Annotated in this window: 13 protein-coding genes; 11 read left to right on the top strand and 2 right to left on the bottom strand. The window is 35.7% G+C overall.

Translation table 11 applies throughout. From position 1 onward, the window contains the following. Both ACIQ2X_RS07925 and ligA read left to right on the top strand, forming a co-directional pair. On the top strand, positions 1 to 206 hold a 206-nt coding region (locus ACIQ2X_RS07925), incomplete at its 5' end, for a DUF6495 family protein (protein ID WP_396178391.1). Between the two features lie 70 nt (positions 207 to 276). Then, the gene (gene ligA / locus ACIQ2X_RS07920) at positions 277 to 2,280 is read left to right on the top strand and encodes an NAD-dependent DNA ligase LigA (protein ID WP_396178390.1); all 2,004 of its coding nucleotides are present in this window, start codon (positions 277 to 279) and stop codon (positions 2,278 to 2,280) included. A gap of 51 nt (positions 2,281 to 2,331) precedes the next feature. Here ligA and ACIQ2X_RS07915 read toward each other — a convergent pair whose 3' ends face one another. Further along, positions 2,332 to 3,246 carry a bifunctional metallophosphatase/5'-nucleotidase gene (locus ACIQ2X_RS07915; RefSeq protein ID WP_396178389.1) on the bottom strand — a complete coding sequence of 305 codons (915 nt, stop codon included), beginning with the start codon at positions 3,244 to 3,246 and terminating at the stop codon, positions 2,332 to 2,334. A gap of 135 nt (positions 3,247 to 3,381) precedes the next feature. Further along, a complete protein-coding gene (locus tag ACIQ2X_RS07910) occupies positions 3,382 to 4,161 on the bottom strand; it encodes a 5'-nucleotidase C-terminal domain-containing protein (protein ID WP_396178388.1) in 780 nt (259 codons plus the stop codon). A gap of 49 nt (positions 4,162 to 4,210) precedes the next feature. Here ACIQ2X_RS07910 and ACIQ2X_RS07905 point away from each other — a divergent pair, with 49 nt between their 5' ends. The 9 genes from ACIQ2X_RS07905 (at position 4,211) to fabV (ending at position 12,511) form a co-directional block, all read left to right on the top strand. After that, a complete protein-coding gene (locus ACIQ2X_RS07905) occupies positions 4,211 to 4,726 on the top strand; it encodes a DUF6913 domain-containing protein (protein WP_396178387.1) in 516 nt (171 codons plus the stop codon). Between the two features lie 2 nt (positions 4,727 to 4,728). Continuing rightward, the gene (gene dapA, locus ACIQ2X_RS07900; protein ID WP_396178386.1) at positions 4,729 to 5,607 is read left to right on the top strand and encodes a 4-hydroxy-tetrahydrodipicolinate synthase; all 879 of its coding nucleotides are present in this window, start codon (positions 4,729 to 4,731) and stop codon (positions 5,605 to 5,607) included. 6 nt (positions 5,608 to 5,613) lie between these two features. Further along, positions 5,614 to 6,123, top strand: coding sequence for a ferritin (locus ACIQ2X_RS07895; RefSeq protein ID WP_396178385.1), 510 nt, complete (start codon positions 5,614 to 5,616; stop codon positions 6,121 to 6,123). A gap of 174 nt (positions 6,124 to 6,297) precedes the next feature. Continuing rightward, positions 6,298 to 7,092, top strand: coding sequence for an outer membrane protein assembly factor BamD (locus tag ACIQ2X_RS07890; RefSeq protein ID WP_396178384.1), 795 nt, complete (start codon positions 6,298 to 6,300; stop codon positions 7,090 to 7,092). 11 nt (positions 7,093 to 7,103) lie between these two features. Continuing rightward, positions 7,104 to 7,424, top strand: coding sequence for a DNA-directed RNA polymerase subunit omega (locus ACIQ2X_RS07885; protein WP_396178383.1), 321 nt, complete (start codon positions 7,104 to 7,106; stop codon positions 7,422 to 7,424). A 7-nt stretch (positions 7,425 to 7,431) separates the two neighbouring features. After that, complete coding sequence (gene coaBC / locus ACIQ2X_RS07880) at positions 7,432 to 8,673, top strand: bifunctional phosphopantothenoylcysteine decarboxylase/phosphopantothenate--cysteine ligase CoaBC (RefSeq protein WP_396178382.1); 1,242 nt, start codon at positions 7,432 to 7,434, stop codon at positions 8,671 to 8,673. Beyond that, entirely contained in the window at positions 8,666 to 9,556 is an 891-nt protein-coding gene (locus ACIQ2X_RS07875; protein ID WP_396178381.1) for a DUF4835 family protein, read from the top strand. The genes coaBC and ACIQ2X_RS07875 overlap by 8 nt, the downstream gene beginning before the upstream one ends. Before the next feature lie 66 nt (positions 9,557 to 9,622). Further along, positions 9,623 to 11,275 (top strand): DNA repair protein RecN, encoded by a 1,653-nt coding sequence (gene recN / locus ACIQ2X_RS07870; protein ID WP_396178380.1) that lies wholly within the window; start codon positions 9,623 to 9,625, stop codon positions 11,273 to 11,275. A gap of 45 nt (positions 11,276 to 11,320) precedes the next feature. Then, positions 11,321 to 12,511 (top strand): enoyl-ACP reductase FabV, encoded by a 1,191-nt coding sequence (gene fabV / locus ACIQ2X_RS07865; protein WP_396178379.1) that lies wholly within the window; start codon positions 11,321 to 11,323, stop codon positions 12,509 to 12,511. Positions 12,512 to 12,761 lie beyond the last annotated feature (250 nt).

Below are 12,761 nucleotides of genomic sequence, written 5' to 3'. Positions count from 1 at the left end.
CCTTGAGTCCAGAAGTAAATTTCCTGACCAAAGAAGGTTTGCAATGGTTGAGCGACAACATGTTTACTGAAAATGTAGAAATGAAAGTGGGTAAAAAAGTTTTTGAACAAGAACGAAATACTTCTTTATTTGAACTCATTCAGCAAGGTGCATTTTTGAGTGATGGTCAATTATACCAACAAATAATTTCAATTATTGAGTCGTAAATAAATGATTTTTTAGTTTAAATTGGCTATTTTAGTACTTTCATTTTAGTACTCTTTTAGCCAATTTTTTATGGATATTTTTCAGCAAATTCAAGCGTTGCGAGACGAACTCAATCGTCACAATCATAATTATTATGTGTTGGATAATCCCAGCATTTCTGATTATGACTTTGATATTAAACTGAAAGAACTTCAAGATTTAGAAAATAAACATCCCGAATTTTTTGATGAAAATTCGCCTACGCAAAGAGTGGGTGGAGCGATTACAAAAAATTTTGAAACCATCGTGCATCAAAACAGAATGTATTCTTTGGATAACTCGTATTCTAAAGAAGATGTTTTGGATTGGGAAAACCGCATCAAAAAGATTTTAGGCGACATTCCGCTGGAGTATACGTGCGAACTAAAATACGACGGCGCTTCCATTTCTATTACTTATGAAAACGGAAAATTCAAAAGGGCAGTTACAAGAGGCGACGGTTTTCAAGGCGATGATGTTACAAACAACGTAAAAACAATTCGGTCCGTTCCGCTTGATTTGAAAGGTGATTTCCCTGAATTATTTGAAATTCGGGGCGAAATTGTTTTGCCTCTCGTTGGTTTTGCAAAAATGAATCAGGAGTTAATTGAAATAGGTGAAACCCCCTATGCCAATCCCAGAAATACAGCTTCAGGAAGTTTGAAATTACAAGACAGTGCTGCCGTTTCGAAACGTCCGTTGGATTGTTTGCTTTACACTTTTATAGGTTCAGATGTGAAATTTGATACTCATTTTGAGAGTTTGGAAAAAGCGAGACACTTTGGATTCAAAGTGCCTAAAGAAGCTAGACTTGCCAAATCGATGCAAGAAGTTTTCGACTTTATTGCGTATTGGAACATTCACCGTCACGAACTGCCTTACGAAACCGATGGTGTAGTGATCAAAGTCAATAGTTTACATTACCAAGACGAGTTGGGTTTTACTGCCAAAGCGCCTCGTTGGGCCATTGCTTATAAATTTAAAGCCGAACAAGTCAGTACTTCATTGGAATCCATTTCCTATCAAGTCGGTCGAACGGGAGCGATAACGCCAGTGGCCAATTTGCGACCTGTTCAACTGGCGGGAACTGTTGTAAAACGGGCCTCTTTGCACAATGCCGACCAAGTTGAAAAACTGGATATTCGGGTTAATGATACCGTTTTTGTTGAAAAAGGAGGTGAAATTATCCCCAAAATCATTGGAGTAGATTTTACGAAAAGACCCTTAAATTCGCAGCCTACAAATTACATAACCCATTGTCCTGAATGTCAATCGTTACTTGTGAGATCCGAAGGTGAAGCCAATCATTATTGTCCTAATTTTTACGGTTGTCCACCGCAAATTATAGGTCGTATTCAGCATTTTATTTCGCGTAAAGCAATGGATATTGAAGGCTTGGGAGGTGAAACGGTGGCGCTACTTTTTGCGAATAATTTGGTGCAAAATTATGCCGATTTGTATGAATTGAGGGTCGAACAGCTGCTTCCGCTAGAGCGAATGGCACAAAAATCAGCAGAAAATTTGGTAAATGGAGTTGAGGATTCGAAAAAAATTCCGTTTGAACGCGTTTTATATGCTTTAGGAATTCGGTTTGTAGGCGAAACGGTAGCAAAAAAACTAGCGAAACATTACAAAAATATTGACTCTTTGGGTCAAGCAACATTGTTGGATCTCATTTTGGTAGACGAAATAGGTGAAAAAATTGCCCAGAGCGTTATTGAGTTTTTTGAAAATGCTGAAAACCAAAACATAGTTGAACGTCTCAGAAGTTACGGGGTTCAATTGGAAGCAAGAGAAATTTTCAATCCCGATGCAACCAATAAATTAGCTGGAAAAACTTTCGTTGTATCTGGTGTTTTTGCAAAATTTTCGCGCGACGAACTCAAAAAAGCAATTGAAGACAATGGCGGAAAAGTAGGAAGTTCCATTTCTGCAAAAACCGATTTCGTTATTGCGGGAGACAATATGGGACCGGCTAAATTAGAAAAAGCAAATAAACTAAATGTCGCTATAATTTCAGAAGATGATTTTATAGCGATGCTTGGAAATAATTAGATAATTTGGGAATCAGATGATGTGAGAATTCTGAAATTATCTAATTAACTTTTAAACCACAATCGTTTTTCCTGCATTCGTTTTATTTTTGTTGGCATCAAAATAAAAATCAATTCTCCCCAAATTAATTCCGTAACAACCTACTTGATTGACTAAGGTTTGTTCGCCTTTTTTGTTCAAAACGATAGTAGGTTTGTCCAAAAAAGTGTGGGTGTGACCACCGATAATCAAATCAATATCAGCTGTTTTTTTAGCTAAATTCAAATCCGAAATTTTGTCGGGTTCGTTTTTGTAGTTGTAACCCAAATGCGACAAGCAAATGACCAGATCACATTTTTCTTCTTGTTTGAGAATTCGTGTCATTTCCTCTGCGGTTTCAATGGGGTCGTTGTATACGGTCTCTTTATACATTTTTTTGTCTACCAAACCTTCCAATTTAATTCCTAACCCAAAAACACCCACCTTTATTCCTCCTTTATTGAAAACTTTGTAAGGTTTTACGATGCCATTCAAAATGGTATTTTTAAAATTATAGTTGGCAGAAACAAAATCAAATTTGGCGTGAGGCAATTGGGCAAAAAATCCGTCAATTCCATTGTCAAAATCGTGATTACCCATTGTTGCCAAATCGTATTTAAGCATGCTCATTAACTTAAATTCCAATTCGCCACCGTAATAATTGAAATAAGGTGTTCCTTGGAAAATATCTCCCGCATCTAAAAGCAATACGTTCGGATTTTCTGTTCTAATGGATTCAATTAAAGAAGCTCTTCGGGAAACACCGCCTTGATTGGGATTTCTTGAGTCATCTGCTGGAAAAGGATCGATATGACTGTGAACGTCATTGGTGTGCAAAATCGTCAAATGTTTGATTTTTGGTTTTCCAAATGACAATAATGGCAAACTCGGTAGCGCTAAAATAGCGGTACCTGATGCTGTTTTTTGAATAAAATCCCTTCTCTTCATGTGTAGCTATTTGTTGTTTTTTTTCTGTCATCCCTAAAAATCGGGAGAAGTTGTGTGATTGTTTCGCTTATTCGCAAAAGTTCGGGTTGCACATTTTTATGGTTTGCACCGCATTTCCGTCAAGCGGATTTCATTCTATTGTTCTTTAACGATTCGGATATCTGTGACAATTGGAATGGTGTCAATTTCTTTAAAATAATCCACCCAAATGTTTCTTATTTTGTAGTCCAAGTCATAAATCTGTATCCCTTTTTTGAAGAAATTCATGTTGTCGCCCCCGTTATACAAATAATCGTTAGTGGCAATATTATAAACTTTCTGTTCATCCAAAGGCTGGTTTTGAATCAAAATATTTTTAGATTTATTGTCCTTGTCAATCGTAAAAGTCAGTCCTGCAAGGGGATGTGGTTTTTTTTCTTTGATAATGTAATCGATCATTTCTAAAATTTGTTCGCATTTTAAAGATACCACCACTAAATTATTTTCAAAAGGCATCAATTCAAAGGCGGTTCGGGTTGTGACATTGCCTTTATTGATTACAGAGCGAATTCCACCGTTATTTAAAAGGCAAATGTTTACCTCCTTATTTTCTCGAATTTGAAACATTTTATTGGCTGCAACCAGCGTGATTGTAGACTGTAAATTTCCAATTTTGGTTTGCCATTCGCCTTTTTTGTCTATGTTTTCTGGAGCATACGCCAAGACGGTGTTCAAATCTTCATCGATATGTTTTCGGTAGGGTTCAATAAAACTTTCAATGGAATTCGTTGTTGAAAGTGTTTCTGAAACGGGAAGTTGTTTGCCTGTAATTTCAGATACATATACTTTTTTTTCGGCACAAGAAAGGAAGGAAAAAACTGTTAAGATTAAAACAAAATAGCGCAATAAAGCATTATACTTTTTTAGATTTACCATCTCAAATATTACTTATTTAATTAAATTTGTAAACTGAAGTAAAAGTACTATGTTTTTAAATTTTTTAAAGAAATTTTTCTTAAAAAGAACGTTAAGAAAAACGTATTTAGCCCAAGCGCAATTTTTTTCTACGGATAAGATTGAAACAGTGGGTTTATTTATTGATGAAACGTACTTTACGGATAAAAAGGAGTTGATTCAAGGTTTAAAAGCCAATGGAATTCAAGAACAAAATATTACGCTACTGTTGTACCACGATAAAGATAAAAAAAGAGATTTTAATTTTACATCGTTCAGTTTAAAAAATGTAAGTTGGTCAGGAACTATTAATAATCAAGAAGTTATTGATTTCAAAGCCAAAAAATTTGACATGTTAATCAGTTACTATGATGTCGAGAAACCGTCACTTTTATTGGTAACGCAGCGTTCAAATGCATTGTTCAAGGTTGGTTTTTCGAATATCGACAAAAGAGTAAACCATTTAATGATCGAGACAACGGTGGGGGAGAGTAGTGTGTTTATTAAAGAATTATTCATATATCTTAAGAAATTAAACAAAATATAAATATGCAATCATTTGTAGGAACAGGAGTGGCTCTTGTAACGCCATTTAAAAAAGATTTTTCTGTTGATTTTGAAGCACTGGAAAAAATTGTAAACTTCGTTATTGAAGGCGGTGTTGAATACTTAGTGGTTTTGGGAACTACAGGAGAACCAGCCACTTTGACTTCAGAAGAAAAAGAATTGGTTATACAAACAATTGTTAAAATAAATAATCAGCGGTTGCCATTAGTTTTGGGCGTTGGTGGGAACAACACAGCACAATTGGTCGAGGAACTAAAAACCCGAGACTTTTCGGCATTTTCAGCCATTTTATCCGTTTCGCCTTATTATAATAAACCTACTCAAGAAGGAATTTATCAGCATTTTAGCGCTATTGCAAAAGCGTCTCCGCTTCCTGTCATTTTATACAACGTACCTGGTCGAACGGCAAGCAACATGTTGCCTTCGACGGTGATTCGATTGGCAAATGATTTTTCAAGTATTATAGGAATTAAAGAAGCGGCTGGCGATATTGTTCAGGCAATGAAAATTATCCAGCACAAACCTAAAGATTTTCTAGTAATTTCGGGCGATGATATGATTACTTTACCTATGGTTTTGGCAGGAGGTTCTGGGGTTATTTCCGTTATTGGAGAGGGTTTTCCAAAAGAATTTTCGCAAATGGTTCGCTTGGGATTAGAACGAAAAGTGGATGAAGCATATGCTTTACATTATAAAATTGCAGCTGCTACCGATATGATATTCGAACAAGGGAATCCTGCTGGAATCAAGCAAGTTTTTAAAGCATTAGGACTGTCTGAAAATACCGTTCGTTTGCCTTTAATAGAAGTAAACGACGATTTGGCCAACCGTTTGACAAATTTCACAAACAATTTAAAATAAATAATTATGTTATCACAAACCATTCAAAGTGCTTTAAACAAGCAAATTAGTGTTGAGGGAAATTCATCTCAAATTTATTTAGCGATGGCTTCTTGGGCAGAAGTTCAAGGATTTGAAGGAATTTCTACCTTTATGTATGCTCAGTCTGACGAAGAGCGGATGCACATGCTCAAGTTGGTAAAATATGTCAATCAAAGAGGAGGCGAAGCCAAAATATCGGCTACTACAGAGCCCGTTTTGGATTTGTCTAATTATAAAGTTTTGTTCAAGCAGTTGCTGATTCACGAAGAAAAAGTGTCGCATAGCATCAATGAATTGGTAGGAATAACGCTCGACGAAAGAGATTATGCTACTCATAATTTCTTGCAATGGTACGTTGCCGAACAAATTGAGGAAGAAGCAAACGCCCGTTACATCTTGGATAAAATCAATTTAATTGGCGACGATAAAGGCGGTTTGTATTTGTTTGATAATGAAATGAAAAACTTTACCAGTCAAATTCCAACTCCTCAATAAATTTCCATTCGGTTGAGTAATAGGGCGTTCATTTTTAGTTGGTTGTGCAGATAATGTGCAACTAAAAAAAATGTTTTGTAGTCTGTAATTAATCATTAACTTTGCCCGCTATGTTTCGGCAATTGTAATTGGGCAAAAAGCCTTGTGCACAATAAGGAAACTTTTATTTTTACAATGAAAAAAATACTTTCAATTCTTATACTTACATTGATTTTAGGCTCTTGTAGCGAATTTCAAAATGCATTAAAAACAGAAGAAATTGGCGTGAAATATGATGTGGCTTCTCGGCTGTATGATAAAGGAAATTACGACAAAGCCATTCGTTTATTCGAACAAATCGCTCCAACCTACCGCGGAAGACCTCAAGCTGAAAAGATGTTTTACATGTATGCACAGTCGTATTATAAAACCAAACAATATTATTCTTCGGCTTATCAATTTGAAAGTTTTGTAAGTAGTTATCCTAAAAGTGAAAAAATTGAAGAGGCCAGTTATCTTGCGGCTTTGAGTTATTCCAAATTGTCTCCTCGTTACAGTTTAGACCAAGTGGATACGTACAAAGCAATAGACAAGTTGCAGGCTTTTATCGATCAATATCCTACGTCAACGTACTTGGCAGAGGCAAATGTTATTGTTAAAGATTTGCGCGAAAAATTAGAAAAAAAGGCATTTGAAATTGCCATACAGTACAATACGATTTCCGATCATAAAGCAGCTTTAATTGTTTTAGATAATTTTATTACTGATTTTCCGGGTACGAAGTTTAAAGAAGAGGCGTTGTTTTACAAATTAGATTCTTCTTACAAACTGGCAATAGAGAGCGTCGAAGCAAAGAAAGTAGAGCGACTAAACAACGCAAGAACTGCGTACCTCAATTTAATTAAATTCAATCAGAGTTCGGAATTTAAAAAAGAAGCCGATGAAATGCTGGTTCGAATAGACACAGATTTAAAACAAATTTCAAAATAAATAATAAAGTCATGGATTTAAAAAAGACGAATGCTCCAGTAAACACAATCACCTATAATAAAACATTGATTGAAGAACCTACTGGAAATGTGTATGAGGCAATCACAATTATGGCTAAAAGAGCGAACCAAATTAACTCTGAAATCAAAAAGGAATTGACTGAAAAGTTAGAAGAGTTTGCCACTTATAATGATAGTTTAGAGGAAATTTTTGAAAATAAAGAACAAATTGAAGTTTCTAAGTTTTACGAAAAATTACCAAAACCACATGCATTGGCTGTTCAAGAATGGTTAGACAACAAAATCTACCACAGAGACGCAACTTCAAAATAATTTTCGGATGTCGGTTTTAAGCGGAAAAAAAATAGTACTGGGCATTTCTGGTGGAATTGCCGCATATAAAACCGCCACTTTAGTCCGCCTTTTTATAAAAGCAGGTGCCGAGGTTCAAGTAATTATGACACCTGCTTCTAAAGATTTTGTTACTCCTTTAACATTATCTACCTTGTCCAAAAAACCCGTTTTTTCTACTTTTTATAACGAAGAAGAAGTACCTGGGCAAGATGGCATATTAGTAAAGCAAAATGCATCGTGGAACAATCATGTGGAGCTCGGACTTTGGGCCGACTTGATGATTATTGCACCTGCAACTGCAAATACTTTGTCAAAAATGGTCAACGGAACCTGCGACAACCTTTTGTTAGCAACCTATTTATCTGCTAAATGTCCCGTATATTTTGCTCCTGCAATGGATTTAGATATGTACAAACATCCATCTACAATTGCGAGTTTCAATGCGTTACATGCTTTTGGGAACACCATAATTCCAGCCGAAAGCGGTGAATTGGCAAGCGGTCTTTCCGGCGAAGGTCGAATGGCAGAGCCTGAAAACATTGTTGCTTTTTTAGAAAATGATATTCTTGGAAAACTTCCTTTGCGTGGAAAAAAAATCATGATTACCGCTGGGCCAACCTATGAAGCGATAGATCCAGTTCGCTTTATTGGCAATCATTCTTCTGGACGGATGGGTTTTGAAATTGCCGACGAGGCTGCTAAATTGGGTGCGAATGTCGTTTTGATCACCGGGCCGTCGCATTTGAATGTAAGTCACAAATCGATTGAAGTGGTTCGGGTCGTTTCTGCTCAAGAAATGTATGAGGCGTGTCATGCTCATTTTAATACAACAGATGTTGCTATTGCTGCTGCAGCTGTTGCCGACTATCGCCCCAAAAATATTGCCTTACAGAAAATAAAAAAGTCAGAAAGTAGTTTTAGTATAGCGTTGGAAAAGACCAATGATATTTTAGCCTCTTTGGGTCAAATCAAGAAAAACCAATTTTTAATAGGTTTTGCATTAGAAACTGAAAATGAAATCGAAAATGCAAAGCTCAAAATTCAGAAAAAAAACTTAGATTTGATTGTTCTCAATTCGCTGCAAGACGAAGGTGCAGGTTTTGGAACTGCAACAAACAAAATTACATTCATCGATGCTAATTTCACAATCGAACCGATGGATTTAAAGTCGAAAGAAATGGTTGCCCAAGATATTTTAAATAAAGTAATTGCACATTATAATGACTAAACTAATTTTTTTTGTAGCACTTTTATTTTGCTTTAGCGTTCATTCGCAAGAATTGAATTGCATTGTAAAAATCAATTCGCAAAGTTTAACCAATGCCAATCAGCCTATTTTTAAAACACTCGAAACTTCGTTAGTTGATTTTGTAAATAAAACAAAGTGGACCAACAAGAAATTCAAGCAAAATGAAAAAATTGATTGTACCATTTTTATTAATGTAACCAGTTACGGTTCGGATCAGTTTGCCGCCACTCTGCAAGTGAGTTCGTCGCGACCTGTATTTGGGTCAAGTTATGCATCTCCAGTGTTAAACATCAATGATAAAGATTTTAATTTTAGATATGTTGAATTTGAAAATCTAATTTACAATCCCAACAGTTTTGATTCTAATTTAGTTTCGGTTATTGCTTTTTATGCTTCCATAATTGTTGGTATTGATGCCGATACCTACGAGTACAATTCGGGGAAAGAGTTTTATCAGCAAGCCCAAGAAATTGTAAATCTTGCACAACAAAGTAGTTTTAGGGGTTGGAGTCAAAATGATGGTGGCAGCCAAAACCGTTTTTTCTTAGCCAATGATTTAATGTCAGGAACGTTCGATGGGGTTAAAATGGTCCTGTACAATTACCACCGAAAAGGATTGGATTTGATGAGCGACGATGTAAAAAAAGGAAAAGAAGGAGTGAAGCAAGCTATTCTAGAACTTGAAAAAGTCCACGCAATTCGTCCAAATGCATATTTGACGCGCATATTTTTTGATGCTAAATCCGACGAAATTTTGTCCATTTTCTCAGGAGGACCTCAAATTAATACGGCTGATTTGGTCGAAAACTTGAATCGATTTTCTCCAATAAATGCTTCCAAATGGGCAACAATTAAATTTTAATTTTCGTATTTTTCGTTACCTTTAGAAATTATTTGGACATTCGAATTTAACGACTAATCTTTTGCAATGCTAACTTCCCTTTCTATTAAAAATTTTGCCTTAATAGAACAATTATCTATTGAGTTCGAAACTGGTTTTTCTACCATTACAGGCGAGACTGGAGCTGGAAAATCGATACTTCTCGGTGCTTTAGGCTTGGTTTTGGGTAAACGAGCCGATTTAACTTCCCTAAAAAACAAAGAAGAGAAATGTGTTATTGAAGCACAATTTTCGATTGCTAAATACAATTTGCAGTCTGTTTTTGAATCACATGATTTTGATTACGATGCTTTTACGATTATTAGACGAGAAATTCTTCCTTCTGGTAAATCGCGCGCTTTTGTAAATGATTCGCCCGTTAATGTATCAGATTTACAGGAGTTGGGTGCTTACCTTATCGATATTCATTCGCAACAGCAAACACAAGAATTATCAGATCAAAAAATTCAGTTTGCAATTATTGATGCCATAGCTGCGAATGGAAATTTGCTTGAACACTATGCAACTCTTTTAAAAGTTTACAAAGCAAACAAAGCCAGTGTGCAAAAACACCGGGACGCTTTTGCCTTGGCACAAAAAGAGCAGGATTACAATGCTTTTTTGTTAAATGAGCTAGTTGAAGCAAAACTGATAGCAGGAATGCAAGAGGAGTGGGAACAAAGTTATCAGCAACTGAGCAACGTTGAATTTATCAAAGAAAATTTGGAAAAGTCATTGGCTTTAGCTGAAACTGATCAAATCGGAGTGATTCAAAATTTGAAAGAAATTAAAGCGGCCTTGCAGAAAATTTCAAACTTATCAACCGATTATTCAAGTGTTTTTGAACGTGTCAATTCCGTTTTGATCGAATTTGATGATGTTATTTCAGAAGTGAACACATTAGCCGAACAGCTCGTTAATGATCCAGAACAGTTGGAGCTCCTGAATCAAAAATTGCAATTGATTTATACACTTCAGAAAAAGCACCAGGTGAACACTGTGGAAGAATTATTAGTGATTCAAGGAGCATTAGAAAATAAAGCTTTTGAAGTGCAACATTTGGAAGACGCCATTGCCAAATTGGAAAAAGAACTGGATCGCAATGAAAAGGAGTTGAACCAACTGGCATTAACTTTACACCATAACCGCGAGCAATCGATACCTATTTTAGTTGAAAAGTTAACCGGATATTTGATACAATTGGGTATGCCCAATTCGCAGTTTGATTTGCAGCTTTCCCAGCATGAAAATTATTTTCCTAATGGAAAAGATGAATTGCAATTTTTGTTTTCTGCCAATAAAGGTTCCGATTTTGGACTGCTAAAGAAGGTAGCTTCTGGCGGCGAAATGTCCCGAATTATGTTGGCCGTTAAAGCTGTTTTAGCACAGTATTCTAAATTGCCAACCCTTATTTTTGATGAAATTGACACAGGAGTATCTGGCGAGATAGCTAATAAAATGGCACATATAATGGAGGAGATGGGTGCGAATATGCAGGTTTTCTCCATCACACATTTGCCACAAATTGCCGCAAGAGGTAAACAGCATTACAAAGTTTTTAAAGAAACCGTGGACAATCAAACGCAGTCACAAATTATACGTTTGAAACACGAAGAACGCATTAAAGAATTAGCCGAAATGATTGCTGGAAAGGAACTTTCAGAAGCTGCCATAAATCATGCTAAAACCTTGCTTAACTAATATTTTGATTTATATTTGTTTTACAAAATAAAAAAACCAAGTCTTATGATTATACAACCAAGAATGAGAGGATTTATTTGCACAACAGCTCATCCAGTTGGAGCCGCTGAAAATGTAAAACAGCAAATAAACTATGTTACATCCAAAGGAAAAATTGACGGTCCTAAACGTGTCTTGGTCATTGGAGCATCAACGGGTTTTGGATTGGCTTCCCGAATTACAAGTGCATTTGGTTCAGATGCATCAACTATAGGTGTGTTTTTTGAAAAACCGCCAATGGAAGGAAAAACCGCATCAGCAGGTTGGTACAATACAGCTGCTTTTGAACAAGAAGCGGCAAAAGCAGGATTGTATGCAAAAAGCATCAATGGCGATGCTTTTTCGGATGAAATTAAAAAACAAACTCTAGCTTTAATAAAGGAAGATTTAGGTCAAATCGATCTTGTTATTTATAGTTTGGCATCACCAGTTCGAACGCATCCCAAAACCGGCATAACGCATCGTTCGGTTTTAAAACCGATTGGTGAAAAATTTACCAATAATACAGTAGATTTTCATAACGGAAATGTTTCTGAAGTAAGTATTGAACCTTGCTCAGGAGACGATATTGAAAATACTATTATTGTAATGGGTGGTGAAGATTGGCAAATGTGGATGGACGCTTTAAAAAACGAAAATTTATTATCAGAAGGAGCAATCACCGTTGCTTATTCCTACATCGGATCATCACTTACCGAAGCTGTTTACCGAAATGGTACCATCGGAAAAGCAAAAGATGATTTGGAGGCAACGGCATTTTCTATCTCTAATTCCTTAGCCGAACTTAACGGAAAAGCATACGTTTCAGTCAACAAAGCCTTGGTAACACAAGCCAGTTCGGCAATACCTGTTATTCCATTGTACATCTCTTTATTGTACAAAACAATGAAAACTAAAGGAATCCACGAAGGGTGTATCGAGCAAATTCAGCGTTTGTTTCAAGACCGTTTGTTTTCTGGAAAGGAAGTTCCAGTAGACGAAAAGGGAAGAATACGAATTGACGATTGGGAAATGCGCGAAGATGTACAACAGGAAGTAGAAGCGCTTTGGCATCAAGTAACCACCGAAAATTTATCTGAATTGGGCGATTTAGAAGGTTATAGAAAGGAGTTTTATCATTTATTTGGTTTTGATGTAGCAGGTGTAGACTATACCAAAGATACCGATGAAATGGTTCAAATTGAAAGTATAAAATAATTTTAGATTGAATGTTTATAAAATCCAGATGAAAGTCTGGATTTTTTTTTTTTCGATTTTCTATCGATAAAAACCATTTTCTTAACAACCTATTTCATATTATCGTAAACAACGCCAAGTGTACATTTGAATTTTACTTTTCAATATTTATCATTTAATTTATTAAAAATATTACTAAGTCGCTAAAAGCTGTCGATTAGAACTAAAAATTAACACTTAAATTTATTGTGTCCGAAATATAAGTTATATT

Origin of the sequence: Flavobacterium sp. (assembly GCF_044368625.1) — a bacterium.
GTDB lineage: Bacteria > Bacteroidota > Bacteroidia > Flavobacteriales > Flavobacteriaceae > Flavobacterium.
Note: the sequence above shows the minus strand (reverse complement) of the source record. Positions and strands in the feature narration are given on the sequence as shown.

Bases quoted from the DNA above. Each gene is read 5' to 3' on its own strand.
- ligA (WP_396178390.1), top strand. From the start codon at position 277: ATGGATATTTTTCAGCAAATTCAAGCGTTGCGAGACGAACTCAATCGT.
- ACIQ2X_RS07915 (WP_396178389.1), bottom strand. From the start codon at position 3,246: ATGAAGAGAAGGGATTTTATTCAAAAAACAGCATCAGGTACCGCTATT.
- ACIQ2X_RS07910 (WP_396178388.1), bottom strand. From the start codon at position 4,161: ATGGTAAATCTAAAAAAGTATAATGCTTTATTGCGCTATTTTGTTTTA.
- ACIQ2X_RS07905 (WP_396178387.1), top strand. From the start codon at position 4,211: ATGTTTTTAAATTTTTTAAAGAAATTTTTCTTAAAAAGAACGTTAAGA.
- dapA (WP_396178386.1), top strand. From the start codon at position 4,729: ATGCAATCATTTGTAGGAACAGGAGTGGCTCTTGTAACGCCATTTAAA.
- ACIQ2X_RS07895 (WP_396178385.1), top strand. From the start codon at position 5,614: ATGTTATCACAAACCATTCAAAGTGCTTTAAACAAGCAAATTAGTGTT.
- ACIQ2X_RS07890 (WP_396178384.1), top strand. From the start codon at position 6,298: ATGAAAAAAATACTTTCAATTCTTATACTTACATTGATTTTAGGCTCT.
- ACIQ2X_RS07885 (WP_396178383.1), top strand. From the start codon at position 7,104: ATGGATTTAAAAAAGACGAATGCTCCAGTAAACACAATCACCTATAAT.
- coaBC (WP_396178382.1), top strand. From the start codon at position 7,432: ATGTCGGTTTTAAGCGGAAAAAAAATAGTACTGGGCATTTCTGGTGGA.
- ACIQ2X_RS07875 (WP_396178381.1), top strand. From the start codon at position 8,666: ATGACTAAACTAATTTTTTTTGTAGCACTTTTATTTTGCTTTAGCGTT.
- recN (WP_396178380.1), top strand. From the start codon at position 9,623: ATGCTAACTTCCCTTTCTATTAAAAATTTTGCCTTAATAGAACAATTA.
- fabV (WP_396178379.1), top strand. From the start codon at position 11,321: ATGATTATACAACCAAGAATGAGAGGATTTATTTGCACAACAGCTCAT.